Origin of the sequence: Aquamicrobium sp. (assembly GCF_023954335.1) — a bacterium.
GTDB lineage: Bacteria > Pseudomonadota > Alphaproteobacteria > Rhizobiales > Rhizobiaceae > Aerobium.
Window position 1 is genome coordinate 375,888 of sequence record NZ_JAMLIE010000002.1, and the last position, 19,740, is coordinate 395,627.

At 61.5% G+C, this 19,740-nt stretch carries 36 protein-coding genes; 34 read left to right on the forward strand and 2 right to left on the reverse strand.

Annotated elements, in window-relative coordinates:
- Window positions 1-16 precede the first annotated feature (16 nt).
- The 33 genes from M9945_RS14395 to M9945_RS14555 all read left to right on the forward strand — a co-directional run bounded on the left by M9945_RS14395 (window position 17) and on the right by M9945_RS14555 (window position 16,802).
- On the forward strand, window positions 17-466 hold the full coding sequence (locus M9945_RS14395) for a hypothetical protein (protein WP_367945171.1): 450 nt from the start codon (window positions 17-19) through the stop codon (window positions 464-466).
- A 4-nt stretch (window positions 467-470) separates the two neighbouring features.
- Window positions 471-1,091, forward strand: a complete 621-nt coding sequence (locus M9945_RS14400; RefSeq protein ID WP_367945172.1) for a ribonuclease H — start codon at window positions 471-473, stop codon at window positions 1,089-1,091.
- Window positions 1,088-2,116, forward strand: a complete 1,029-nt coding sequence (locus M9945_RS14405; protein WP_367945173.1) for a hypothetical protein — start codon at window positions 1,088-1,090, stop codon at window positions 2,114-2,116. Before M9945_RS14400 ends, M9945_RS14405 begins: the two co-directional genes overlap by 4 nt.
- Window positions 2,117-2,171: 55 nt before the next feature.
- Window positions 2,172-3,008 carry a hypothetical protein gene (locus M9945_RS14410; RefSeq protein WP_367945174.1) on the forward strand — a complete coding sequence of 279 codons (837 nt, stop codon included), beginning with the start codon at window positions 2,172-2,174 and terminating at the stop codon, window positions 3,006-3,008.
- 105 nt (window positions 3,009-3,113) lie between these two features.
- Complete coding sequence (locus M9945_RS14415; protein WP_367945175.1) at window positions 3,114-4,481, forward strand: DEAD/DEAH box helicase; 1,368 nt, start codon at window positions 3,114-3,116, stop codon at window positions 4,479-4,481.
- Window positions 4,482-4,499: 18 nt separating this feature from the next.
- Window positions 4,500-4,832 (forward strand): hypothetical protein, encoded by a 333-nt coding sequence (locus M9945_RS14420; protein WP_367945176.1) that lies wholly within the window; start codon window positions 4,500-4,502, stop codon window positions 4,830-4,832.
- Window positions 4,833-4,862: 30 nt separating this feature from the next.
- Entirely contained in the window at window positions 4,863-5,120 is a 258-nt protein-coding gene (locus M9945_RS14425) for a hypothetical protein (RefSeq protein WP_367945177.1), read from the forward strand.
- Between the two features lie 8 nt (window positions 5,121-5,128).
- The gene (locus tag M9945_RS14430; protein ID WP_367945587.1) at window positions 5,129-6,205 is read left to right on the forward strand and encodes a hypothetical protein; all 1,077 of its coding nucleotides are present in this window, start codon (window positions 5,129-5,131) and stop codon (window positions 6,203-6,205) included.
- Window positions 6,202-6,555 (forward strand): hypothetical protein, encoded by a 354-nt coding sequence (locus M9945_RS14435; protein ID WP_367945178.1) that lies wholly within the window; start codon window positions 6,202-6,204, stop codon window positions 6,553-6,555. Before M9945_RS14430 ends, M9945_RS14435 begins: the two co-directional genes overlap by 4 nt.
- A gap of 73 nt (window positions 6,556-6,628) precedes the next feature.
- On the forward strand, window positions 6,629-7,540 hold the full coding sequence (locus M9945_RS14440; protein ID WP_367945179.1) for a hypothetical protein: 912 nt from the start codon (window positions 6,629-6,631) through the stop codon (window positions 7,538-7,540).
- A complete protein-coding gene (locus tag M9945_RS14445; protein ID WP_367945180.1) occupies window positions 7,540-8,103 on the forward strand; it encodes a crossover junction endodeoxyribonuclease RuvC in 564 nt (187 codons plus the stop codon). Before M9945_RS14440 ends, M9945_RS14445 begins: the two co-directional genes overlap by 1 nt.
- A 72-nt stretch (window positions 8,104-8,175) precedes the next feature.
- Window positions 8,176-9,357 carry a hypothetical protein gene (locus M9945_RS14450; RefSeq protein WP_367945181.1) on the forward strand — a complete coding sequence of 394 codons (1,182 nt, stop codon included), beginning with the start codon at window positions 8,176-8,178 and terminating at the stop codon, window positions 9,355-9,357.
- Window positions 9,358-9,516: 159 nt separating this feature from the next.
- On the forward strand, window positions 9,517-9,951 hold the full coding sequence (locus M9945_RS14455; RefSeq protein WP_367945182.1) for a hypothetical protein: 435 nt from the start codon (window positions 9,517-9,519) through the stop codon (window positions 9,949-9,951).
- Window positions 9,951-10,574, forward strand: a complete 624-nt coding sequence (locus M9945_RS14460) for a hypothetical protein (RefSeq protein WP_367945183.1) — start codon at window positions 9,951-9,953, stop codon at window positions 10,572-10,574. The genes M9945_RS14455 and M9945_RS14460 overlap by 1 nt, the downstream gene beginning before the upstream one ends.
- 100 nt (window positions 10,575-10,674) lie before the next feature.
- Window positions 10,675-11,025: a hypothetical protein gene (locus M9945_RS14465; RefSeq protein ID WP_367945184.1), complete on the forward strand. Its 351-nt coding sequence runs from the start codon at window positions 10,675-10,677 to the stop codon at window positions 11,023-11,025.
- Between the two features lie 87 nt (window positions 11,026-11,112).
- Window positions 11,113-11,664 (forward strand): hypothetical protein, encoded by a 552-nt coding sequence (locus tag M9945_RS14470; protein ID WP_367945185.1) that lies wholly within the window; start codon window positions 11,113-11,115, stop codon window positions 11,662-11,664.
- 102 nt (window positions 11,665-11,766) lie between these two features.
- The gene (locus tag M9945_RS14475) at window positions 11,767-12,021 is read left to right on the forward strand and encodes a hypothetical protein (RefSeq protein WP_367945186.1); all 255 of its coding nucleotides are present in this window, start codon (window positions 11,767-11,769) and stop codon (window positions 12,019-12,021) included.
- Between the two features lie 482 nt (window positions 12,022-12,503).
- The gene (locus M9945_RS14480; protein ID WP_367945187.1) at window positions 12,504-12,626 is read left to right on the forward strand and encodes a hypothetical protein; all 123 of its coding nucleotides are present in this window, start codon (window positions 12,504-12,506) and stop codon (window positions 12,624-12,626) included.
- Between the two features lie 9 nt (window positions 12,627-12,635).
- The gene (locus M9945_RS14485) at window positions 12,636-12,842 is read left to right on the forward strand and encodes a hypothetical protein (protein WP_367945188.1); all 207 of its coding nucleotides are present in this window, start codon (window positions 12,636-12,638) and stop codon (window positions 12,840-12,842) included.
- A 31-nt stretch (window positions 12,843-12,873) separates the two neighbouring features.
- The gene (locus M9945_RS14490; protein WP_367945189.1) at window positions 12,874-13,218 is read left to right on the forward strand and encodes a hypothetical protein; all 345 of its coding nucleotides are present in this window, start codon (window positions 12,874-12,876) and stop codon (window positions 13,216-13,218) included.
- The gene (locus M9945_RS14495; RefSeq protein WP_367945190.1) at window positions 13,211-13,396 is read left to right on the forward strand and encodes a hypothetical protein; all 186 of its coding nucleotides are present in this window, start codon (window positions 13,211-13,213) and stop codon (window positions 13,394-13,396) included. Before M9945_RS14490 ends, M9945_RS14495 begins: the two co-directional genes overlap by 8 nt.
- Entirely contained in the window at window positions 13,389-13,820 is a 432-nt protein-coding gene (locus M9945_RS14500) for a hypothetical protein (RefSeq protein WP_367945191.1), read from the forward strand. Before M9945_RS14495 ends, M9945_RS14500 begins: the two co-directional genes overlap by 8 nt.
- Window positions 13,817-14,011 (forward strand): hypothetical protein, encoded by a 195-nt coding sequence (locus M9945_RS14505; RefSeq protein WP_367945192.1) that lies wholly within the window; start codon window positions 13,817-13,819, stop codon window positions 14,009-14,011. The genes M9945_RS14500 and M9945_RS14505 overlap by 4 nt, the downstream gene beginning before the upstream one ends.
- Window positions 14,011-14,232, forward strand: a complete 222-nt coding sequence (locus M9945_RS14510) for a hypothetical protein (RefSeq protein WP_367945193.1) — start codon at window positions 14,011-14,013, stop codon at window positions 14,230-14,232. The genes M9945_RS14505 and M9945_RS14510 overlap by 1 nt, the downstream gene beginning before the upstream one ends.
- Window positions 14,225-14,407 carry a hypothetical protein gene (locus tag M9945_RS14515; RefSeq protein ID WP_367945194.1) on the forward strand — a complete coding sequence of 61 codons (183 nt, stop codon included), beginning with the start codon at window positions 14,225-14,227 and terminating at the stop codon, window positions 14,405-14,407. The genes M9945_RS14510 and M9945_RS14515 overlap by 8 nt, the downstream gene beginning before the upstream one ends.
- Window positions 14,404-14,592 carry a hypothetical protein gene (locus M9945_RS14520; protein ID WP_367945195.1) on the forward strand — a complete coding sequence of 63 codons (189 nt, stop codon included), beginning with the start codon at window positions 14,404-14,406 and terminating at the stop codon, window positions 14,590-14,592. The genes M9945_RS14515 and M9945_RS14520 overlap by 4 nt, the downstream gene beginning before the upstream one ends.
- Window positions 14,592-15,020, forward strand: a complete 429-nt coding sequence (locus M9945_RS14525; RefSeq protein ID WP_367945196.1) for a hypothetical protein — start codon at window positions 14,592-14,594, stop codon at window positions 15,018-15,020. The genes M9945_RS14520 and M9945_RS14525 overlap by 1 nt, the downstream gene beginning before the upstream one ends.
- Before the next feature lie 42 nt (window positions 15,021-15,062).
- A complete protein-coding gene (locus M9945_RS14530; protein ID WP_367945197.1) occupies window positions 15,063-15,302 on the forward strand; it encodes a hypothetical protein in 240 nt (79 codons plus the stop codon).
- Window positions 15,302-15,514 (forward strand): hypothetical protein, encoded by a 213-nt coding sequence (locus M9945_RS14535; RefSeq protein WP_367945198.1) that lies wholly within the window; start codon window positions 15,302-15,304, stop codon window positions 15,512-15,514. Before M9945_RS14530 ends, M9945_RS14535 begins: the two co-directional genes overlap by 1 nt.
- The gene (locus M9945_RS14540; RefSeq protein WP_367945199.1) at window positions 15,511-15,708 is read left to right on the forward strand and encodes a hypothetical protein; all 198 of its coding nucleotides are present in this window, start codon (window positions 15,511-15,513) and stop codon (window positions 15,706-15,708) included. Before M9945_RS14535 ends, M9945_RS14540 begins: the two co-directional genes overlap by 4 nt.
- The gene (locus M9945_RS14545; RefSeq protein ID WP_367945200.1) at window positions 15,708-16,199 is read left to right on the forward strand and encodes a YkgJ family cysteine cluster protein; all 492 of its coding nucleotides are present in this window, start codon (window positions 15,708-15,710) and stop codon (window positions 16,197-16,199) included. Before M9945_RS14540 ends, M9945_RS14545 begins: the two co-directional genes overlap by 1 nt.
- 137 nt (window positions 16,200-16,336) lie before the next feature.
- Window positions 16,337-16,528, forward strand: a complete 192-nt coding sequence (locus M9945_RS14550; protein WP_367945201.1) for a hypothetical protein — start codon at window positions 16,337-16,339, stop codon at window positions 16,526-16,528.
- A 10-nt stretch (window positions 16,529-16,538) separates the two neighbouring features.
- On the forward strand, window positions 16,539-16,802 hold the full coding sequence (locus M9945_RS14555) for a hypothetical protein (protein ID WP_367945202.1): 264 nt from the start codon (window positions 16,539-16,541) through the stop codon (window positions 16,800-16,802).
- 22 nt (window positions 16,803-16,824) lie between these two features.
- Here the strand turns inward: M9945_RS14555 and M9945_RS14560 are convergent, their stop codons facing one another.
- Together M9945_RS14560 and M9945_RS14565 are read right to left on the reverse strand one after the other, a co-directional pair.
- Complete coding sequence (locus tag M9945_RS14560; RefSeq protein ID WP_367945203.1) at window positions 16,825-17,079, reverse strand: hypothetical protein; 255 nt, start codon at window positions 17,077-17,079, stop codon at window positions 16,825-16,827.
- 404 nt (window positions 17,080-17,483) lie between these two features.
- Entirely contained in the window at window positions 17,484-18,323 is an 840-nt protein-coding gene (locus M9945_RS14565) for a MerR family transcriptional regulator (RefSeq protein WP_367945588.1), read from the reverse strand.
- A gap of 135 nt (window positions 18,324-18,458) precedes the next feature.
- On the opposite strand from M9945_RS14565, the gene M9945_RS14570 reads away from it, so the two are divergent.
- The gene (locus tag M9945_RS14570) at window positions 18,459-19,739 is read left to right on the forward strand and encodes a 4-aminobutyrate--2-oxoglutarate transaminase (RefSeq protein WP_367945204.1); all 1,281 of its coding nucleotides are present in this window, start codon (window positions 18,459-18,461) and stop codon (window positions 19,737-19,739) included.
- Window position 19,740: the final 1 nt, after the last annotated feature.

Genomic DNA, 19,740 nt, shown 5'->3' on the forward strand with positions numbered 1-19,740 from the left:
GGCAAAGGAGTCCGAAATGGCAATCGTCATCAGCAAGAAGAAGGTCCAGCCGCCGGTCACGGCGCCCGACCCGATGCTCTCCGAATTCGCCGCCAAGATCGACGAGGTCGGCCGCCTGGAAGGGCCGGCGCTCAAGGTCAAGGACAGGATCAAGAAGCTGCAGGAGGAGTTGAAGCCCTACGCGAAGGTGCAGAAGGAGCTTCAGGAGATCATCGACCAGCTTGGCGACCCCGACGCGGCGATCGAGGAACTCGGCGTCGAATTCAAGATCGAGGCCGGCATCCGTGGCACCAGCCGCAAGGTCACCGACATGAAGCGCGTCCACGAAATCCTGGGTGACGAGCTGTTCTATGCATGCGCGACGATCACGCTGAAGGACCTCGACGCCTACATGATCGAGCCGCAGCGCAAGGAGGTCATCACCGAAAGCCGCTCGTCCCGGACCATGAAGATCACGGCGAGGTAGTGACATGGCCTACCAGTTTCCGATCACGGTCGCCGTGGACGACGAGGCGGCCGCGCAGGCGCTGCGCCTCAAGGTCGAGAAGATCCTCGCCGCGCTCCCCGTCGAGGTCGGGGACATCGCAGCTCCGTTCCAGCCCCTGTCGGCCGCGTCGCCCGGACAGATCATGGTGTGGACCGATGGCGGCTGCGACATGAAGAAGAACGGGGTCGGCGCCTGGGCTTACGTCATCAAGCTCCCCGACGGTTCGGCACATGAGCATGCGAGCGGCGAATTCGATACGACGAACAACCGCATGGAGCTGATCGCCGTCATCCGCGCGCTGGAAGCACTCGAGATCGGCCCGGAGATCGTCATCCATGCCGACAGCGAGTACGTCATCAAGGGCTGCACGCAGTGGGCGCGCAATTGGGTCAAGAACGGCTGGAAGACCTATCAGGGCAACGCCGTGATCAACCGCGACCTGTGGGAAATCCTGCTCGCGCTGTACCAGCTGCACAATGTTCGCTTCGTACACGTCAAGGGCCATTCCGGCATCGTCGAGAATGAGCGTTGCGACGAACTCTGCACCGCCAAGATGCAGGAGCTTCACAAGGACGCTCTCGCCGCCGGCCCGGCGATGCAATGAAGATCGAGCGCACTGTCAAGTTCCTGAAGATGCTGGGAGCGAAGGTGCCGTTAGCCCAGAAGCGGGCCGGCTGGATCGTCTCCGATTGTCCGCTCGGCCCATGGCGGCACGAAGGCGGCAAGTCCAGCCCCGAGGTGTTCGGGGTGAAACGCGAAGGCGGGGACGCTTTCTGCAACTGCTTCGCCTGCGGCTATCACGGCCGCATGTCCGACCTCGTTCTCGAAATGCAGATGCTGAACGGCAAGCAGCCGGAGATCGCCGTCAAATGGTCGGAGATCAACGCGCTGATCGAGGAAGCCGAGAACGACGACCTGCTCGACCTCGACTTCCCGGACATCGAGGAGGTCCTGTTCGGCGCCAAGGAGGAGCTGCACCTGTTCCCGGAATGGTGGCTGGACAGCTTCCCCCCGTGGCGGGAGGTGACCTTCGCAAGGGAGTATCTCAAGAACCGCGACGTGCCGGCGGGGATCGCTGACAAGCTCGACATACGGGCCGACACCAAGGACGGCGAACGGCGCGTCTGCTTCCCCGTCCGGGACTTTGAGGGCCGCCTGGTCGGTCTTCACGGCCGGGCGATCGAGGAAGGGGCCAACCCGAGATACCGCATGTACCTGCAGGCGAAGCGGAACAACCCGATCGTCTGGTACGGGGAGTCGTGGGTCGACCGGTCGAAGCCGATCCTCGTCGTCGAAGGGCCGTTCGACGTCGCGTCGGTCCTCAAGGTCTACGACAACGTGGTGAGCCCGCTGTTCGTCAACCCGAGCGCCGAGAAGATCAGGCGCATGGCGGACGCGCTGGAGGTCTACACGCTGTTCGACCGCGGCAAGGGCGGTGACGCCGGCCGCGAGAAGTTCGCGGCGGTGCTGGGCAAGACCCATGTGCTCGTCCACCTGATGGTCCCCGAAGGGCTGAAAGACCCCGGCGCCTGCTCGCCAGCCGCGCTCTTCGACATTCTCCACGAGGTTCTTCCGGGGGTCGAAGAATACCCTTGCAATCCCCCGGATTTCAGTCAAATTTGCAATTGATTGCAAAATCATCATGTAAATCTGATGTGAGACATAGCCTCTCAAGGAGATCGATATGGCCCTTACTTTTGCGAAGGCAGCCCAGAAGTCGACGACGTCGCTGTCGACCTCGAAGCCCGCTTCCTCCCCCTCGAATTCGACCAAGCAGACGCCGAAAAGCCAGTCCGGCGTGTCATTCCTGAAGTCGGGTTCGGCCGCCCAGGAAGCGCTCGCTACCGAGGAAGCCAAGGCGGAAATGGCCAAGGCCGAAGCCGGCCGCGCCTGGCGCTTCATGCTGAAGGACGGCGAGGAAAAGAGGGTCACGTTCCTCGATGGCAATCTCGATGAGAACGGCATGCTGACCGATCAGCGGTTCTACCAGCACACGCTGTTCGTCAACGGCAACTGGATGAATTTCGTCTGCACCTCGGACGTCGACCAGTCCCAGCCGTGCCCGATCTGCGCCCGGAACGACAAGGATTCGCGCCCCTCTCTGGTCGGCGTCCTGACCGTCATCGACCATTCGGAGCATGTCGTCCAGAGCGGCCCGAACAAGGGCAACGTCATCAAGAACCAGCGCCGCCTCTACGTGATGAAGAAGGGCACGATCAAGCACCTGCAGAAGCTCGCGGAAAAGCGTGGCGGCCTTGCCGGCTGCACGTTCGACATCGCCCGCACCGGCGAGAAGGAGCCGAATGTCGGCAACCAGTTCGACTTCGTGGAGAAGCACGAGTCGCTGGCCAGCATCGCCGCCGAACTCGGCCTCAAGGAGGAGGACTGCCTGCCGCTGAGCTATGGCGAGGAGATCAAATACTACACGCCGCAGGAGCTGATCGAACTCGGCGTCGGCAAGGCGCACGGCGGCCCCGGCTATGAGAAGGGCGTCGGCTCGAAGATTGCCGATCAACTATAATTTGCACTTGATTGCAAATTCGCATCGGGACGCCGTCACCGACCGATGCGGATCGCAGGCCGGTGGCCGCATGCACCGGCCTGCACCAGTTCAGGGAGAATACCGTTGGCCACGCTGGGCGAACTGATACGCCACGACAAGCCGCTGATCACCGATGCGATGGCGCATTATCCGCACTCGGCCCAGATCGAGCGGAAGTACCAGTTCACGTCCCGGTTTGGTGACGTTGTCTCCCTGTTCCGCAAGGACCCCAAGACCGGCCTGATCCTGCTGCCGCGCGCCGTCTGCCCGGTCGGCTACAACGACAACCGTTCCGATGGCCAGGTGGTCGTCTTCCCGAAGTGCCCGACGCCGCGGCCGCATCAGGTGGAGCTGTTCGAGGGAACGACGGCGTTCCTGAAGGCCGGCCAGTCCGGCGTCGTCAGCGCCTATACGGGCTGGGGCAAGACCGTCCTCGGTTACAAGGCCGCCTACGAGGTCCAGCGCAAGACGCTCGTCATCACGACCAAGGACGACATTTACAGGCAATGGATCGACGGCGCCGGGACGTTCCTCGGCCTGCAGCCGCATGAGATTGGCGAGATCCGGGGTGACAAATGCGAGGTCATCGGCACCAAGTTCTGCGTGGCGATGATCCATTCTCTGTCGAGGGACGGCAAATACCCTGACTGGATCGCCAACGATTTCGGCCTGGTGATCTTCGACGAGTGCCACCGGCTGCCGGCCGACCAGTTCATAGAGGTGGCCTGCATGTTCCCGGCAAAGCTGCGCCTGGGGCTCTCCGCCACGCCCAGCCGGGCGGACGGCAAGGAGTTGCTGATCTTCGCCCATATCGGGCCGATCCGCGCCAGGACCGAAGCCCAGCTGATGGTCCCCAAGGTCATGCGCTTCCGGTCTGCCTGGGAATGCCCGCGCGTCATTCGTGACGACAAGAAGACCGGCGGCAAGAAGGTGGTTCGCCTGCCTCACGAGCCCGGCAAGACGGCCCATCTCGAGAAGATCATCGCCGCCGACCCCGTTCGCAACCAGCTGATCGCGGAGCTGATCGACACCGCCTTCCGGAAGGATCGGAAGATCGTCGTCTTCTCGACGCTCCACGAGCATCTGAAGGCGATCCATCGCGCGTGCCGGGAGAACTTCAAGATCTCTGGCCGGCGCATCGGCTACTACATCGGCGCCAACACGGCCGAGGAGCGCAAGGCCCGCGAGAAGGAGAAGGTCAAGCCGATCCTTCTGACGACCTACACGATGATGGGCGAAGGGACGTCCATCGACTGGCTCGATCTCGCGATCCTGGCGATGCCGCGCTCCAACGTCGAGCAGCCCGTCGGCCGCATCCGGCGGGAATATCCGGACAAGCCGACGCCGACGGTATTCGACATCATCGACGACGATAGCCCGGTGTTCTCCGGCTACGCCGCCAACCGTCACCATTGGTATCAGACCGTCGGCAGTTACATTCAAGACGTATAGCCAGGCAAGGAGGCTACAATGGCGCTGAAACTCTCCAAGAAGGCGGCGACCGCCACGAAAACCACCACCCACAAAGATCAGGGCAAGGTGATCTCCGAGGAGACCAGCCAGGAGAACGTCGAAATCCCGGAAGAGGTCTCGCCTGAAATCTCCGCGTCGCCCGAGCTGTGCCGCGTCGGCTTCGAGGCCAGCTACACGCACAACCTCGGTGACTTCAAGTCGACCAGGATCGCCATCTCGCTCTCCGTCCCCTGCGAGTACGGCGAGATCGACCAGATCGCTGACTATGCGGAGACGTGGGTCGATGGCCGCCTCTCCAAGTGCGTCAGCGACATCGTCAACGGCAACTGACCTGCAATCAATTGCACAAAGGACTTCAGCATGCAGTTGCCCGAACGCCGCTATGGCAAGTTCTCGATCGAGCAGGATGTCCTGATCCAGGCGCCGGACATCGTCCGCAAGGTGATGGGCGAGTGCGTGATCCTGCGCGCCGAGTTCCGCTTCCAGATGAACCAGACCGACTATGAAGCCTGGTCTCCGGGTTTCGATCCGGTCCCGGATGGGCAGGAACCGCCATCCTATGACGTGGTCTATTCCGACGAGACGGACACTGTCACCTGGTCCAAGCAGGAGGAGTGACCTTGGCGGTGAAGATCTCGAAGAAGGCGCCCGCAAAGGCTACCGTCGGCGTGGCCGACCTGCTGGCGACGTTCCAGAAGGACAAGGGTGACGCCATCGGTTCGTTCGGCGGCCGCCTGGTCAACTCGACCCGCATCCCCACCGGCCTGTTTCCGCTCGACCTTGCGCTGGGCGGCGGCTTCCCGCGCGGCAAGACCACGACCATCTTCGGCCCTGAAAGCTCGAACAAGACCAATATCGCCCTGCGCGCGATCGCCATGCACCAGCTGCTCTGGCCCGAGCTGATCTGCGTGTTCGTCGACGTCGAGAACGAATTCGATCCGGCCTGGGCGAAGGCGCTCGGCGTGAACACCGACCAGCTCGTCGTCCTCAAGCCGGCCTATGCCGAAGAGGCTGTCGACCTGATCGAGGGCATGCTGCACGCGCACGATGTCGGCATGGTCGTGCTCGATTCCATCGCCGCGCTCGTCGGCACCGCGGAGCTGGAGAAGAGCGCCGAGGGCGCCGTGGTGGGCGGTGTCTCGCTCATCATGGGCAAGCTCTATCGCAAGACCGTCAACGCCCTTTCCGAGGCGGAGAAGCAGGGCCGCTATCCGTCCCTGTTCTACATCAACCAGATCACCACCAAGATCGGCGTGATGTTCGGCAACCCCGAGGCCGAGCCTGGTGGCAACAAGCCGAAATACCAGTCCGCGATCCGCCTGCGCGTCCATGGCTCGAATGTCATGGACAAGACCATTTCGGACGTCATGCCCGTGGCGAAGGAGGTCAGCTTCGTCATCAAGAAATGGAAGACGCCGATCCTGGCCGCCTCCGGCCGCTTCGAGATGGCCACGCAGCCGCACAAGGGCCTGCAGGTCGGCCAGTGCGACGACTTCAACACGGTCAGCGAGTATCTCAAGACCTTCGGCCTGTTCGACAAGGGCGACAAGGGCAAGGGTTGGCTGATCTACGGCCAGCACTACGACACGATCGCGCCATTCAGGGAGCGCCTCTACGGCGACGAGAAGTTCGGGGCGCAGATCCGCCGGCACATCATCAGCACGATGCTCAAGGGCACCGTTCTCGAGGAGGGCGAGGCTTGACCAACCCGTACCTCGAACGTCGCGCCAAGCATGCAATCGGGAAATCGGGCCGGGCGTCCGAGCAACGCCTGGCTCGCCAGTTGAAGGCCAAGGCGCGTCCGGCCTCGGGCGCGATGGAAGGCGCCAAAGGCGACATCGACCTCGGCGCGGTGCTGATGGAAGCCAAGAGCACGACCGCCCTGTCGATGGGGCTGAAGCTCGAATGGCTGGCCAAGATTTCCCGCGAGGCCCGCCAGGAGGGCAAGTCGCCGGCCCTGATGATCTCGTTCGTCACTCCCGACGGCAACCCGGTCGTCGACGGCGAATGGGTCGCGGTTCCCCGCCATGTCTGGGAGGACAGCGTCGGATGAAGATGACCCTCGATCCCGGACGACCTGAACGCATGGTTCCTCGACGCCGCCTGAACGACGTGCGGGTGGTCCGATGGCGGTGAATTTCCTCAAGACCGCCAAGAAGGCCGCCCCGCCGATGGGCGTGAAGTTCCTGCTTCACAAGCACCTGTCCGGCTACGACCCCGCGCGCTCCATCAGCCGCATCCACGCCTCCGACCTGACCAAGGAAGGGGGCATCTGCCCGCGATACTATGCTCTGCATGACCTGACGGGCCAGAAGCCGAAGGACCAGTGGCTGACGACCTCCGAGCGCATGACCTTTCAGATCGGCCGGGACCAGGAGCGCAACATCGTCCTGTGGTTCGCGGAGATGGGCCGGGCCGTCTGCCACTGGAAATGCACGAACTGCGGGACCGTTCACGACTTCACGCTGCGGCCGGCCGCCTGCAAGCATTGCGGCTGCAAGTGGACCGAGCCGAAGGAGGTTCGCTTCGAGAGCGCCATCTGCGGGGCCTCCTGCGGTATCGACATGCTGGTGAAGCTGAACCAGCCGAAGCTCCGCGTCACCGAACTCAAGACCATGGACAAGGAGGAATTCAAGGCCCTCAAAGCCCCGCTCGCGGAGCATCAGTGGCGGACCAACCTCTACCTTCGGCTGATCGCGGAAAGCGCCCACCCCTGGTCCAACCAGGTCGATACGGAGGAAGCGACCATCCTCTACGTCTCGAAGGGCGGCTACGGCTGCCAGGACGCCGAGCCGGAGAAATGGGGCATGTTCGAGAAATACTCCCCGTTCAAGGAGTTCGCGATCAAGCGCAACGACGCGCTGACCGACGGCATCGTCAACCGCGCCAAGGTGGTGACCGACTTCCGAAAGGGCTTGATCCCGTCGCCCTGCGGCATCTGCTCGAACGCCCTGACCAAACGGGCGATGAAGTGCCCGATGAAGAAGCATTGCTTCTCCGGCGAATATCCGGCCCAGCACGAGTGGAAGGACGTCTGATGACCGTCAGGATCAAGGGCGGGGTCCCGCTCACGTCGATGGGCATCGATCCGTCGCCCGCCGCGACCGGCATCGTGCTGCTGGAGGAAACCGGGCTGAAGATCCCCGCCACCCTGTTCGTCGCGGAGCTGAAGCCCGAGCCCGGCCTCGACGGCCTCGACCGTGCAATCAATGTCACGCACCAGATCATGGAGATCGTGCATGGCCACAAGCCCGACCGTCTCGTCGTCGAGGGCTTCTCCCTGAACACGAAGAACGCTTCCAGCATCATCCCGCTCGTCGAGCTGGGAACCCTGATCCGCTTCTCGATGAAGATGGGCGGGCTGAAGTGGTACGACCCGCGCGCAACGGAGGTGAAGAAGTTCGTCTGCGGCAAGGGCACCGCCAACAAGGAGCAGATGATGCTGCAGGTGTTCAAGCGCTGGGTGTTTGAAGCCGCCACCAACAACGTGGCCGACGCCTACGGGCTTGCTTGCATGGGGCTCGCCCAGGCCGGCCGCCTTCCGGGCATCACCCTGGACATGCAGAAGATTGTTGGCGCCATGTCGGTGCGCTCAAAATAATTTGCAATTGATTGCAAAAAAGCTACGTTGGACCGATCTACTCCACACGAAGGGCCAAGGAGGGTCTGTCACATGAGTTCCGCATCACTGTCGCTCCTGAAGGGCGCTGCCAAGGCGGCCGTCGAGGACGCGATCACCGAGGAGAAGGTAGACCCGCCGACCGATGCAGCAGCCGAGGGCGAGGAGGATGTCGTGGTCGATGTCGACCAGCTCGACGCCCCGCAGCTCGACGCCCTTGTCGAGGAGAACGACATCGATGTCCCGGAGGACTGGAAAAATTGGGACGCAGGCGACAAGCGCGTCTGGTTGAAGAGCCAGTTCGAGGACGCCTCCGAGGCGGCGGGCGATGCCGCTGCCGCGCAAGACAAGCCGACCTCGGAGCCGGCTGTTACGACGGCCACCGACAGCGCGCAGACGGAGCAGACGGAGCAGACGGCGACCGCCGTGGAGAATGACGATCCCAAGATCAAGGGGAAACCGAAGAAGGAGAAGGCGCCCGCCAAATCCAAGGACGTCGCCACCTCGACCGCCAAGTCCGGCGAAGTGATGGAACCCGACGTCCTGGCGGACCTCGTCCACGAAATCGAGAACCTGAAGAAGAACGACGCCCTGACGATGATCATGGCGCTGTCCGAGCAGACCGAGCTGACCATGTTCCGCCTCGGCGGCGTCCTGTCGCTGATCCAGGCCAACGGATGGTTCGAGCCCTATGCGTCGTTCCGCGACTTCACCGAGAAGGAGCACGGCCTCGCCTATCGCAAAGCCATGTATTGGGTCTCTATCTACAACGGCCTGTCCGCGGCCCAGGTGCCCTGGTCGAAGGTGCAGGGCCTCGGCTGGACGAAGCTCAAGGAGATCGCGCTCGTCATCACGGCCGAGAACCAGGACCAGTGGATCGAGATCGCCAAGAACTCGAACACGCTCACCCTGATCGACACCGTCAAGAAGACGCTGGCCAAGGAGAGCCCGAAAGCTCTCGAGGACGGCGCATCCAAGACGGTCACGACGAAGACCTTCAAGGTCCACGACGACCAGAAGGCCACGATCGAGACGGCTATCGACAAGGCGAAGGAGCAGTCCGGCACGACGGTCGACACTGTCGCGCTCGAGTTCATCTGCATCGACTTCCTGGGCGGGCAGACGCTCGAACAGAAGCTCAAGGCGATGGGTATGGAGGCGGCCTTCGCCATCCTCGAAAAGGCGTTCCCCGACGTCGACATCACCGTCGACGTGAAGAGCGACGAAGCGGCCTGAAAGCACCTCAACAGCCTGATCGCAAAAGACCCCGGAGAGTAATCTCTCCGGGGTTCTTTTTTGCAATTGATTGCAAATTCCTATTGCATCGCAGCCGGCTCAAGTTACCGTCAAATCAAGGAACTTCTTCCCCACACCAGCAGCGCCAAGGAGGGCCAAATGCTCGATGTTTCCGGTAAGATGATCTACGAGACCCAGGCTGTCGCGAACATGATCGCCGGCAAGCTGACCAAGAACAAAGGCGTCAAGTATGACGTCTACAAGGTGACCACCGGCTTCCAGGTTGTTCCCATCACGGTCTGCAAGGACTATGTCCCGCCGGCCAAGCCGCTCCCCGTCGCCAAGCCCGCCGACCTCGTCAAGAAGCTCCAGGACGAGGCCGCGGTCCCCGACAGCGACAAGATCACCCTGTCCTTCAAGTTCAAGAACGAGTCGAACGTCTACATCGACGTGTTCATGCCCGACGGTACGGTGAAGTCGTTCGGCAAGTCGAATATCCTCGCCTACGCGATCAACGTCGAGGAAGGCACGTCTACGCCGACCATCCAACTGACCATGACCAAGGCGTTCGCCAAGAAGCGGGGCCTGATCTGATGACCCCGCTCGACCTGAAGAAGTTGCGGGAGGGGCTTGCCCTCCTGCCACGGGGTGACCGGGGCATGGTGCTGGCCCTTCTGCAGCGCGAGTCGTTCAACACCGTCCAGAAGAAGTACCTCCGGTCGATGCTCGGCCTCGTGAAGCAGGGACCGAAGCCGGATCTCGTGACCTACCCGGCAGGGGCCTACGGGCGCCTGGTCTGGCACTTCCAGCACGCGCGCAAATACGTCACCTATCCCCGCATCCATTTGCACAAGACCATTTTCTGGGATGGCGTCCTGTTCTCGTTGGCTGGAAACGGCTCGAAGCATCCGGGAACCATCACGATCAACAACGGGGGCGCCTTCGGCAAGGCCAGGCATTTCGGGCGGATCGACACGGATGGCGGGATCGATTTCCAGAATACCGCGCTTACCGAGGGCGAGGAGAAGGCGCTGAAGGACATCCTTCACGCCATGACAGAGAATCTGGCCGACTTCGCCAGATACCGATTCGCCCTGACCGGGGTATGTGTGTTCACCGACGAACCCGTGGAGGGGGAAGTCGAAGCCGAGCACGGCTACGGCCGAATCACCGCGCTGCGCTGGGCGCTGCCTTATCCGCATCAGGCCGACGCTTAACCAAACCCACGTATTCCCGACGGCTTACCGCTTCCTTCCTTTGGCCTCGCAGCCCGGAAGCTACGATAAGTCATGGAATTTTTCAGCCTGGAGGGCGGCCATGCATATCAATGTCGTGTTTACCGGCCCCGCAGTCACCAGCGGGGGAAAGATCATTACCCGTAAGGAGTTAACCCAGGCATGTACTGCGGCTGGACTAACCGTTCAGTCCACCGTACGCCGCGACACCGATTTCTTGGTTTCGTCAAGGACCGACACGGTCAAGGCCCGAAATGCAAAGTTGCGTGGCCTCACGGTTATGCCATATGAATCGTTCATCAACGGCTTTCTGGACGGAGTCGAACTGTCAGGGGCCGGCACGTTCGATCCGTTCACGGACGTCGTGGCCAAGAAGCGGAGACCACCTGCATTTTCAGATGGCGAGCAGCTGGCGCTGATGGATGTTTTGTAGGCGAGAATGTGCAATTGGTTGCATAATCCATGATCGTCAAGCTACAGGGACGTGAAGGGGCGTTTCTGGGAGCGGAGTAAGGGAACCATGATCAAGGAAGCTAAGGCCCAAACCAAGCAGCAGGAACTCAGCACCAAGCTGCTTGCCAAGGCGTACGCCTATGCGAGGGATGTGAACAAGAACCTTCTGGAACTGAGCGTCGCGCTCTGGGAGCTGCAGAAGAACAACATCCATGACGTGGTGACCTTTCAGGAAGAGTCGGGGCTCAGCCAGCGAAAGACATACTACCTGATCGACATCGGCAAGGCGTTCTGCAACCTCCCCATCACGCCCGACCAGGCCCGAGAGATAGGCTGGACGAAGCTCAAGGAAATTGCCCCCTACGCGCAGGCCGAGAACTGGCAGGAGCTGGTCGACAAGGCGAAGAAGCACAAATCGTCGGACCTCGCGAAAGTGCTTCGCGGGGAGAAGCTGATCGAGAATGAGAGGGTGCTCACCCTTCGGCTGTCTGCCGCTGACAAGGAACGCCTCGACAAGCTCCTGATGAAATATGGGGCCGGAAAGACGACGGCGACAAATATCTCTGACCGGGAGCGGGGAAAAGCACTCATGAAGATCGTAGCTGATCTGGGGTTCTGACCAGCGTTGCGGCCGAACGCTTTGAATATACAGTTTGATCAATTCTTGAACACGGAATAATATTTACAATCAGTCGTATAACCCCTTTGGAAGGCGCCCGTCATGATCGCGAACACCAGGCCGATCGACGAGGAAGCCCTCGCCGCGAAGGTGGGCTTTGTAGGGCCGATCGGTAAGACAGCGTCGGCGGAATGGGGCTTCACCCTTCTCCAGGGGAAGAACACGATCAAGCTGGCATACGCTTCCAAGGTCGAGGCCCAGCAAGCCAGGAAAGCTCTGGTGGGCAACAAGAACATCTTCGGTGTGGCGTCATCCGCCCTGTTCAACGCGATCCTCCAGGTGGTTGTTGGGGAATAGCCGCCCCGAAACCGGGGGACAAAACAGACTGTCCCGATGTCCGGCGGGGACATTCGCGGGGACCCGGATAAACTCCCAAAATTCAGGGGGTAATCCCAAGCCTTCAAGCGCCCCCAAAAGCCCGCTACACCAGGCTTTATCGAAGGCACTCCCTACCTCCCATATGGTAGCTTCCAAATTCCAGAACGCCCCCCCGGCCTATAGGGAGCGTCCCAGGAACCCCTTTCCCCGCACCGAACAAGTCACCGTACAAGTCCGCGCTTTCGTCGACGCGCCGGTACTGACCCTGCTGGTCGCGCCGGTAGTCGGCGTGCGGGACATTTCCGATCGATCGACAGGCAGCCTGATCGCGTCGCGTCTCTGTCCGGCTTGTGCCCGGCTCCAAAAAATCAGCATGACGATTTTGCAATCAATTGCAAAAAGTGCGGTATAAGCTAAGTTAGGGGCATAGGGAACAGGGCAAGGCCACGGAGGGCAACGCCATGAAGACCGCCACAAGGATCGCAATCGAGCAGTACCTGAAGTCGATCGCCGGCCTGAACCTGTCGGCCGAGCTGGTCGCCGCGGGCGTCAACGCGATCGTCTCCGGCCTCGAAGGCAAGTGAGAACGCCCGATGAGCGACGACCGCTACTACTGCGCCCGGCAAGAGAATGGGTTGCTCACCGTCGGCACGATCGTCGCGGGCGCCCGGCACCCGATGTTCCGCGACGTCTCGGAAGACAATGCCCGCCAGATCGGTCGGGGCCTGATGGAGTCGGGGATCGAACTCGGCTCCGAGTTTGCAATTGATTGCACGACAATTCGACGACGCTACGCATGAGGAGACGACGATGAAAGTTTGCGGATTGCCGATGGTTCTGCTGTTCGCGGAGCCCGACTACAAGAACTACGACTGGAAGAAGGAGCAGGCCCGCGAAAAGGCGCACCAGGCGCAGCTGAAGGACTGGTTGCTCCGCTCGGGCTACGCCGGCCAGCACACGGGGAAGATCCTGTCGCTTCCGATGGGCGATGGCGCGGCGCGCTACATGTACGCCGACTCCCCGAAGAAGTCGTTTCTCGTCCACCTGCCATATGGCGATGCCTGGGACAGCCCGCTCGCCAGGGACCTGCCCAAGGCCGCGGTGATCAAGCGTCTGGTCGACGAGGAGAAGGTCTCGTCCTTGTTCGACAAGATGGCGGCGAAGAACGATGCGTGATCCAGCCTCCGAGAACGATCTGAAGCCGTTCAAGCCCATGCTCCATGAGATCGAGGTCATCCAGAAAGTGCTGCTGTCCAAAGCCCTTCAGGACCTGATCGGGGCCGGCGAATGGGACCTGACCGAAGAAGAGGAAGAGATCCTCTGGCAGGCGATCAAGGCGGCCCAGCATGAGTGAGCCCATCCTGTTCAAAGACCCGGAGCGCGAGATCGTCCTTGAGAAGTACAGGGACAATCCGACCATGACCCAGATCCTGAACCACGCTTTCCGTGTGCAGGACCAGGTCAATCACGACGTCCTGGAATGGCGCCAGCCGTCCGAGGGCAAGGTCGCAGAGGTGATCGCCTGGTTGCTTGACCGCCGGCCCCAGCTCACCAGGCCGCATCCGCTGGGATACGACTGCCGGCCGACGCCCTTCGATTATCGCCGCCACGCCAGGGCCTATGCCGTGCAGCTGCTGTTCAAGGTGGCCGATCCGTACTGGAGAAGCCTCGACCTGATCAGCTCGGCCACGCTGGAGGACCGTTGGTCCGCCGAGGAGCGGATCGATTACTGGCGCGCTGTCGCGATCTGCTCCTCCACCTGGGAGGAGACGCCGTGAAGTCGAACCTCGAAGACATCGAAGTCCACATGCACCACCAGACCGACAAGGCGGTGCTGGTGAGCACGGACGGCGATCGCGAGAACGCTGTCTGGGTGCCCAAGTCCCAATGTCAGGTCGAACACAAGCGCGGCCGCCTCTGGGTGCTCACCGCCGAACAATCGCTACTCGAAGACAAAGGACTCGTGTGATGGCGACCCCCTTGATCACCGTCGAGATCACGATGACGCCCGTTCAGGCAGCCCAGCTTTCCAACGCGCTGGAGGCCGGCGGCCAGGACACCGGGACCGAGATCGCCCTCAAGCTGGGGACCCTGCTCGACAAGGCCCGGCGTGACGTCGAGGCGATCCCCAACTGCGCCGGCACAAAGGTGCGAGAGTGGCTGGTGCCGAAGGAGGAGCGTGGTGGTTAGGCACGATCCGACGAAGGACCACCCCGAGATCATCGCGATCAAGGCCGAAGCCGCCGAGATCAAGAGAGCCTACGCCGGCCTCAGTCAATCCCAGGCGATCGAAGCGGCGGCGCACATGCGGGGTTTCAAGACCTACGCAGCATTTCTCGCCGGCCTGGAGGAGGAGACGCCGTGAAGACGCTCAAGCTCGACATGGCAGTCCAGGCCCGTATCGCTGAGATCGACAAGGAGCTGGAGGACCTGCAGAACGGCGCGTTCTCGCCCCACGACCCGAAGCTCGACGCGCGCATCGATGAGCTGACCCGCGAGAGGTGGCGACTCGATCCCGAGAGCGCCTTCGACACTCTGGGGCTACGCTGATGCGCTACCAGGACATGGACCCGCTCGACGTGGTGTTTTCCCTGGTCGACGACAAGACAGGCAAGACCACGCACATCAACGTCACGGCGCTTGCCAAGAGCTGGAAGACCAAGGCCCGGCCGATCGTCACGATCGAGGTCGAGCCCGCCATTGCCGAGTATTTCGTCCAGAAGCGCGGGATCGAGCAGCATCGCGTCGACCGCCTCATGGGCGAGGAGATCAAGGAGCCCCTGCTGCTCCTACACTGGATCGACGGAAGCCACCTGCTTGTCGACGGTCATCACCGGTACGTCGCGGCCAGCCTGAAAGGCCAGACCGAACTGAAAGCCCGGCTCGTCCCCAAGAGCGTCTGGTCGAAATACGTCATCGTCGATCTGCCGGCCGAGCGTTCCGACCGCATGACGAAGGGGTTTTCCGGCATTCTGTAGCTTCTGCAATTGATTGCAAAGCGTAGCGTGAGGAGTGAGCGAATGACGACGAAGGTCAACACGATCGCCGCGATGGTCTGCGAGCTGATCGAGATGCACATGGCGAAATGCGATGAAGCCTTCCCGCATCCCGACGATCGCCCTCCGCACATCATCGGCCAAGAGCACGGCACCAGCGCAAACATTCAGACGGTGAGCAACGTCGATCTCGGCGCCGAGCATCTGATCCACATCGAGCTGGATGACGGCACGTCGTTCAACATCCGAGTGGAGGAAGCCTAATGCGGAGGACCTATGATGTGATCGTCACACGGAACACCACCGAGAGCTGCACGATGCTGGTCGAGGCCGAGAACCGCGCCGCCGCGATCATGCTGGCCCATGAGCGGTCCTACCGGGACCCCGATCTGGTGTGGGAACAGGACGACACCCCGAACGCCAGCAAGGAGCACTACGTCACCAGTTGCGAGGCTCAGGAGGATCTGGGGTCGTGACCGCATATGTGCGAGCGCAGCAGTCCTGCACCCTGACCGAGGACGAAGCCCAGCAGATCAGCAAGCGGACGCATCTGTTCGGCTATCGGCCCGAAATCGTTCGGCTGCCCACCGGCACCCGGCTCACGATGTTCTCGGATGCCGATGCCGCGAAGGTAAAGGAGCTGCGGGACGAGATCAGGGGAGCACGGTAGTGAACGCCTGCGGCACCTGCACGATGTGTTGCAAGCTGCTGGGGATCAGCGATCTGGCGCCCCGCAAGCCGGTCAACCAATGGTGTCGGCACTGTAAGCCCGGCAATGGCTGCACGATCTACGAAGACCGCCCCCGGTCGTGCCGCGAGTTCGAGTGCCTCTGGCTGCAATCGCAGACCAAGCCGCATCCGATGGGGCCTGAGCTGCGGCCGGACAAATCGAAAGTGGTGATCGCGCCGACCAGCAGCCCCAACGTGATGACGGCGTTCGTCGATCCTGCCCAGCCCTTGGCCTGGCGCGAGGGCGGCATGAAGCGCATCCTTGAGCGCCTGGCGAAGATCGATGTGCGGGTGGTCATCAGCCTCGGCATCAGCACCAGGAAAACTCTGATCGAGAAGCACGGTGGGGCGATCCGCGAGCGCACGATCACCATGTCCGATCCCGACGAGTCCGGCATGCAATGGTACGACCCGATGAATCAGTCTGAATGACGTGCAATCAATTGCACGCCCATCCATTATTTTGCAATTGATTGCAAAATATATTGACCCGCCGTAGGCTCAAGCTACGGTCAAGGCATAGGGAAATCCAACTCCCGAACGCCATGGAGGGCAAGCAGATGTGCAGCATGAACATCCTCACCAAAGCAGAAGTTGAATCGACCCTGAAGGCCGGCGACTCGGAGACTTGGGCCGAATACCTGGCGCTTCCTAGCGATCTGTCGAAGGCGTCCTGCATCATTCGAAACAATTGGGGGACGTTGATTGGTGCAGATGAGTTCGTTCGTCTGTACCGCCTGCACCGACACGGCCTGATCTGAGGAGCCGGTAATGGCATCCAAGACCAAGACCGCCCAGGTGATCGAGCACATGAACCAGGGTCGATGGAAACAGGCCCTCAAGATCGCCAAGACGTTCACGATCGGGGTTACTCAGGACCAAAGGGCGATCTTGGCTCGCGCCTACGAAGCCCATCACAACGGGTATCTCATGGCCCAGATGAAGCGGGACCCCGAGATATGCATCCAGCAGGGCGTCGATCTCCTGAAGTCGATGTATGGCAGGTTCCTGACCGGGACGGACAAGGCCGCCTAGCTGTCTGCAATCAATTGCACGATTACTGCGCCTTGGACTTCTTGACGCCCTGCCAGTTCATCACGGCGACCATCTCGGCCATCGTGTCTGCGTCCAGTTGGTGATTCTTCCAGACGTAGTGGGCAAGGGCGAGCCGCAGCATCGATTTGCTATCACCTTCTCGGGTTGCCAGCGCGAAGCTCATGCCAAGGTTAAGCTCCGCCTCGAATTGCGTCTTCTCTTTGAGAATGGTCTCGACAATTTCGTCAACGGTCGCAAACGAGTCGATCCGGTACACGGCTGCCTCTCCCATCGAAACCAGAGGCACCCCGAAGCCGGGTGTTAGAACCCGTCGCGTGTCCACAACGGCGCGGCCGCCTTTGGGCCTGAGCCTTGGACATACGCGACCGCCACCCGGCCGCTAAACTGGCAGCCGAGGACACGCTTGAGAGGGTTCTAAGCCTCACGACGGGTCTCCCCGCCGCAGGATCAAAATAAGTGCCGCTGGTGAAGGAGTCCATAAGGCACCGGTGCAACGGTCCCAACAGCGTAAAGTTTGCAGTCAATTGCAAGATTGATCTCCCCTTCATCAGGTCGAGGCCAATCAACTCGACCTTACTTGGCAGGCCCAGTGAGCCAATAGCGCTATCGCCTCCAGGAAGCGGTCGCAACTTTCCGGCCGAACGCGATTGCGTACCGCGTTCAGAAGGTTGGCGGGGTGTTGATCCAAATAAGGATCGTTTCGCCAGGAAAGCTATTTCGCCAACTGTGGGGTCGGCGGCTCTCGAAATAGAACGAGTCGCCTACGCCAAGTTCTACAAAGCGGTCGCCGTCGAGTACAACTTCGACGCTCCCGGCGAGCACATGAATGAACTCCTCGCCTTCGTGCTGATAAGCCCCTTCGCTCGATGCTCCGGGCGCTAACACGAAGCGATGGCATTCCATGCGGTTCTGGCCCTCGGCTAGGACATGGACCGTCACGCCTGACGAACTCGGCGGCCAAGCCTTCCACTGGCCGTCACGAACCAGCGATTCTCCTGACGCTTCGTCCTGTTGACCGCTCAGGGATGCAATAGTCGTACCCAGGTGTTTCGCTACCGCGTGTAGCGCTGTCAGCGACAGACCTTGCGATGTTCGCTCAAAAGTTGAGAGCAAGGAGACTGAAACGCCGGTTGCTCGCGCAACTTTGTTTAGTGTCATGCCGGCATCTCGGCGGAGCCTGCGGATTTTCGAGCCGAATGGAATGTCGGATGCGATTTTGGTGTTGTCGGATTTTCCAGCGATTTCCCAGGCGCCAAGCGGCTGCTCCGACAGCCTTTGACGGATAGCCGCCGGATTCAGACCCTCCTGATTCCGCAGCCAGACGATCGCCTTGAGGCGGTCGATCAGCGATTGATCGTAGAGTCTCTGACCGGATGGTGTGCGGATTGGTTCGATCAGGCCCTGCGTCTCCCATAGCCGCAGGGTTGAGGGAGAAACGCCCACTGTGCGGGCTGCTTCGGCAATCTTGAAACTGGGATCGTTCAATGGCCTGTATTCCATATCGCGGCTGATAACACCTTCCACTGAATAACGCCGGCTGACCCGCTTGCAACTCTACTGAAAAAATGCAGATAGTTTGTGGCGGAGCTACGTCACGCATTTTCGCATCCATTCGTCCATCCGGAGAGGGAAACCATGTCGAATACAGCCATCGCGGTCCGCCGTTCGGACGCCATCTCGCGCGGCGTGGGCGTCACCACGCAAGTCTACGCCGAAAGGGCCGAGAACGCTGAGATCTGGGATGTCGAGGGCCGGCGCTACATCGACTTCGCGGCCGGTATCGCCGTGGTGAACACCGGCCATCGCCACCCCAAGGTGATTGCGGCGGTAAAGGATCAGCTCGACCGGTTCACTCACACCTGCCATCAGGTCGTGCCCTACGAGAACTATGTGCTGCTTGCCGAGCGCCTGAACAAGGTGGTGCCGGGCGACTTCAGGAAGAAGACGGTCTTCGTTACCACCGGCGCCGAAGCGGTGGAGAACGCGGTGAAGATCGCGCGCGCCGCCACGAACCGTTCAGCGGTCGTTGCCTTCACCGGCGCCTTCCACGGTCGCACCTTCATGGGCATGACGCTGACGGGCAAGGTGCAGCCCTACAAGGCCGGCTTCGGGGCGATGATGCCCGACGTGTTCCACGTGCCGTTCCCGGTCGAGCTGCATGGCACCGGCGTCGAGGATTCGCTCGGCGTGTTGGACAAGCTGTTCAAGGCTGATGTCGACCCCAATCGGGTAGCTGCCTTCATCGTTGAGCCGGTGCAGGGCGAAGGGGGCTTCTACGAGGTGCCGAAGGCTTTCATGACCAGGCTGCGCGAGATCGCCGACAGGCACAGCATCCTGCTCATCGCCGACGAGGTGCAAACCGGCTTCGCGCGCACCGGCAAGCTGTTTGCCATGGAGCACTATGGCGTCGTCGCCGATCTCACCACCATGGCCAAGGGGCTCGGCGGCGGCTTCCCGATCGCCGCCGTCACTGGCCGCGCCGAACTGATGGATGCGCCCGGATCGGGCGGCCTCGGTGGCACCTATGGCGGCAGCCCGATCGGCATCGCGGCCGGCAACGCCGTGCTCGACATCATCGAGGAAGAAGGACTGTGCGACCGCGCCGAGCGGCTCGGGGCAAGGCTGAAGCAGCGCCTCCAGTCACTTGTCGGCGCCGTTCCGCAGATCGCCGACATCCGCGGCCCCGGCTTCATGAACGCCGTGGAGTTCAATTTACCCGGGAGCAAGACACCCAACCCCGACTTTGCGAACAGGGTGCGTGAGCAGGCTCTGGCCAGGGGGCTGATCCTGCTGACCTGCGGCGTCTATGGCAACGTCATCCGCTTCCTCGCTCCCATCACCATCCAGAACGAGGTGTTCGGCGAAGCGCTCGATATTCTGGAAGAGACGCTGCGCGACTGCGCGAAGGACGCCTGAT

What these genes read in the sequence shown, in the direction of transcription:
- M9945_RS14395 (WP_367945171.1), top strand. Translation starts at nt 17, where the DNA reads ATGGCAATCGTCATCAGCAAGAAGAAGGTCCAGCCGCCGGTCACGGCG.
- M9945_RS14400 (WP_367945172.1), top strand. Translation starts at nt 471, where the DNA reads ATGGCCTACCAGTTTCCGATCACGGTCGCCGTGGACGACGAGGCGGCC.
- M9945_RS14405 (WP_367945173.1), top strand. Translation starts at nt 1,088, where the DNA reads ATGAAGATCGAGCGCACTGTCAAGTTCCTGAAGATGCTGGGAGCGAAG.
- M9945_RS14410 (WP_367945174.1), top strand. Translation starts at nt 2,172, where the DNA reads ATGGCCCTTACTTTTGCGAAGGCAGCCCAGAAGTCGACGACGTCGCTG.
- M9945_RS14420 (WP_367945176.1), top strand. Translation starts at nt 4,500, where the DNA reads ATGGCGCTGAAACTCTCCAAGAAGGCGGCGACCGCCACGAAAACCACC.
- M9945_RS14425 (WP_367945177.1), top strand. Translation starts at nt 4,863, where the DNA reads ATGCAGTTGCCCGAACGCCGCTATGGCAAGTTCTCGATCGAGCAGGAT.
- M9945_RS14440 (WP_367945179.1), top strand. Translation starts at nt 6,629, where the DNA reads ATGGCGGTGAATTTCCTCAAGACCGCCAAGAAGGCCGCCCCGCCGATG.
- M9945_RS14445 (WP_367945180.1), top strand. Translation starts at nt 7,540, where the DNA reads ATGACCGTCAGGATCAAGGGCGGGGTCCCGCTCACGTCGATGGGCATC.
- M9945_RS14450 (WP_367945181.1), top strand. Translation starts at nt 8,176, where the DNA reads ATGAGTTCCGCATCACTGTCGCTCCTGAAGGGCGCTGCCAAGGCGGCC.
- M9945_RS14455 (WP_367945182.1), top strand. Translation starts at nt 9,517, where the DNA reads ATGCTCGATGTTTCCGGTAAGATGATCTACGAGACCCAGGCTGTCGCG.
- M9945_RS14460 (WP_367945183.1), top strand. Translation starts at nt 9,951, where the DNA reads ATGACCCCGCTCGACCTGAAGAAGTTGCGGGAGGGGCTTGCCCTCCTG.
- M9945_RS14465 (WP_367945184.1), top strand. Translation starts at nt 10,675, where the DNA reads ATGCATATCAATGTCGTGTTTACCGGCCCCGCAGTCACCAGCGGGGGA.
- M9945_RS14470 (WP_367945185.1), top strand. Translation starts at nt 11,113, where the DNA reads ATGATCAAGGAAGCTAAGGCCCAAACCAAGCAGCAGGAACTCAGCACC.
- M9945_RS14475 (WP_367945186.1), top strand. Translation starts at nt 11,767, where the DNA reads ATGATCGCGAACACCAGGCCGATCGACGAGGAAGCCCTCGCCGCGAAG.
- M9945_RS14480 (WP_367945187.1), top strand. Translation starts at nt 12,504, where the DNA reads ATGAAGACCGCCACAAGGATCGCAATCGAGCAGTACCTGAAGTCGATC.
- M9945_RS14485 (WP_367945188.1), top strand. Translation starts at nt 12,636, where the DNA reads ATGAGCGACGACCGCTACTACTGCGCCCGGCAAGAGAATGGGTTGCTC.
- M9945_RS14490 (WP_367945189.1), top strand. Translation starts at nt 12,874, where the DNA reads ATGGTTCTGCTGTTCGCGGAGCCCGACTACAAGAACTACGACTGGAAG.
- M9945_RS14495 (WP_367945190.1), top strand. Translation starts at nt 13,211, where the DNA reads ATGCGTGATCCAGCCTCCGAGAACGATCTGAAGCCGTTCAAGCCCATG.
- M9945_RS14500 (WP_367945191.1), top strand. Translation starts at nt 13,389, where the DNA reads ATGAGTGAGCCCATCCTGTTCAAAGACCCGGAGCGCGAGATCGTCCTT.
- M9945_RS14510 (WP_367945193.1), top strand. Translation starts at nt 14,011, where the DNA reads ATGGCGACCCCCTTGATCACCGTCGAGATCACGATGACGCCCGTTCAG.
- M9945_RS14525 (WP_367945196.1), top strand. Translation starts at nt 14,592, where the DNA reads ATGCGCTACCAGGACATGGACCCGCTCGACGTGGTGTTTTCCCTGGTC.
- M9945_RS14530 (WP_367945197.1), top strand. Translation starts at nt 15,063, where the DNA reads ATGACGACGAAGGTCAACACGATCGCCGCGATGGTCTGCGAGCTGATC.
- M9945_RS14535 (WP_367945198.1), top strand. Translation starts at nt 15,302, where the DNA reads ATGCGGAGGACCTATGATGTGATCGTCACACGGAACACCACCGAGAGC.
- M9945_RS14550 (WP_367945201.1), top strand. Translation starts at nt 16,337, where the DNA reads ATGAACATCCTCACCAAAGCAGAAGTTGAATCGACCCTGAAGGCCGGC.
- M9945_RS14555 (WP_367945202.1), top strand. Translation starts at nt 16,539, where the DNA reads ATGGCATCCAAGACCAAGACCGCCCAGGTGATCGAGCACATGAACCAG.
- M9945_RS14565 (WP_367945588.1), bottom strand. Translation starts at nt 18,323, where the DNA reads ATGGAATACAGGCCATTGAACGATCCCAGTTTCAAGATTGCCGAAGCA.
- M9945_RS14570 (WP_367945204.1), top strand. Translation starts at nt 18,459, where the DNA reads ATGTCGAATACAGCCATCGCGGTCCGCCGTTCGGACGCCATCTCGCGC.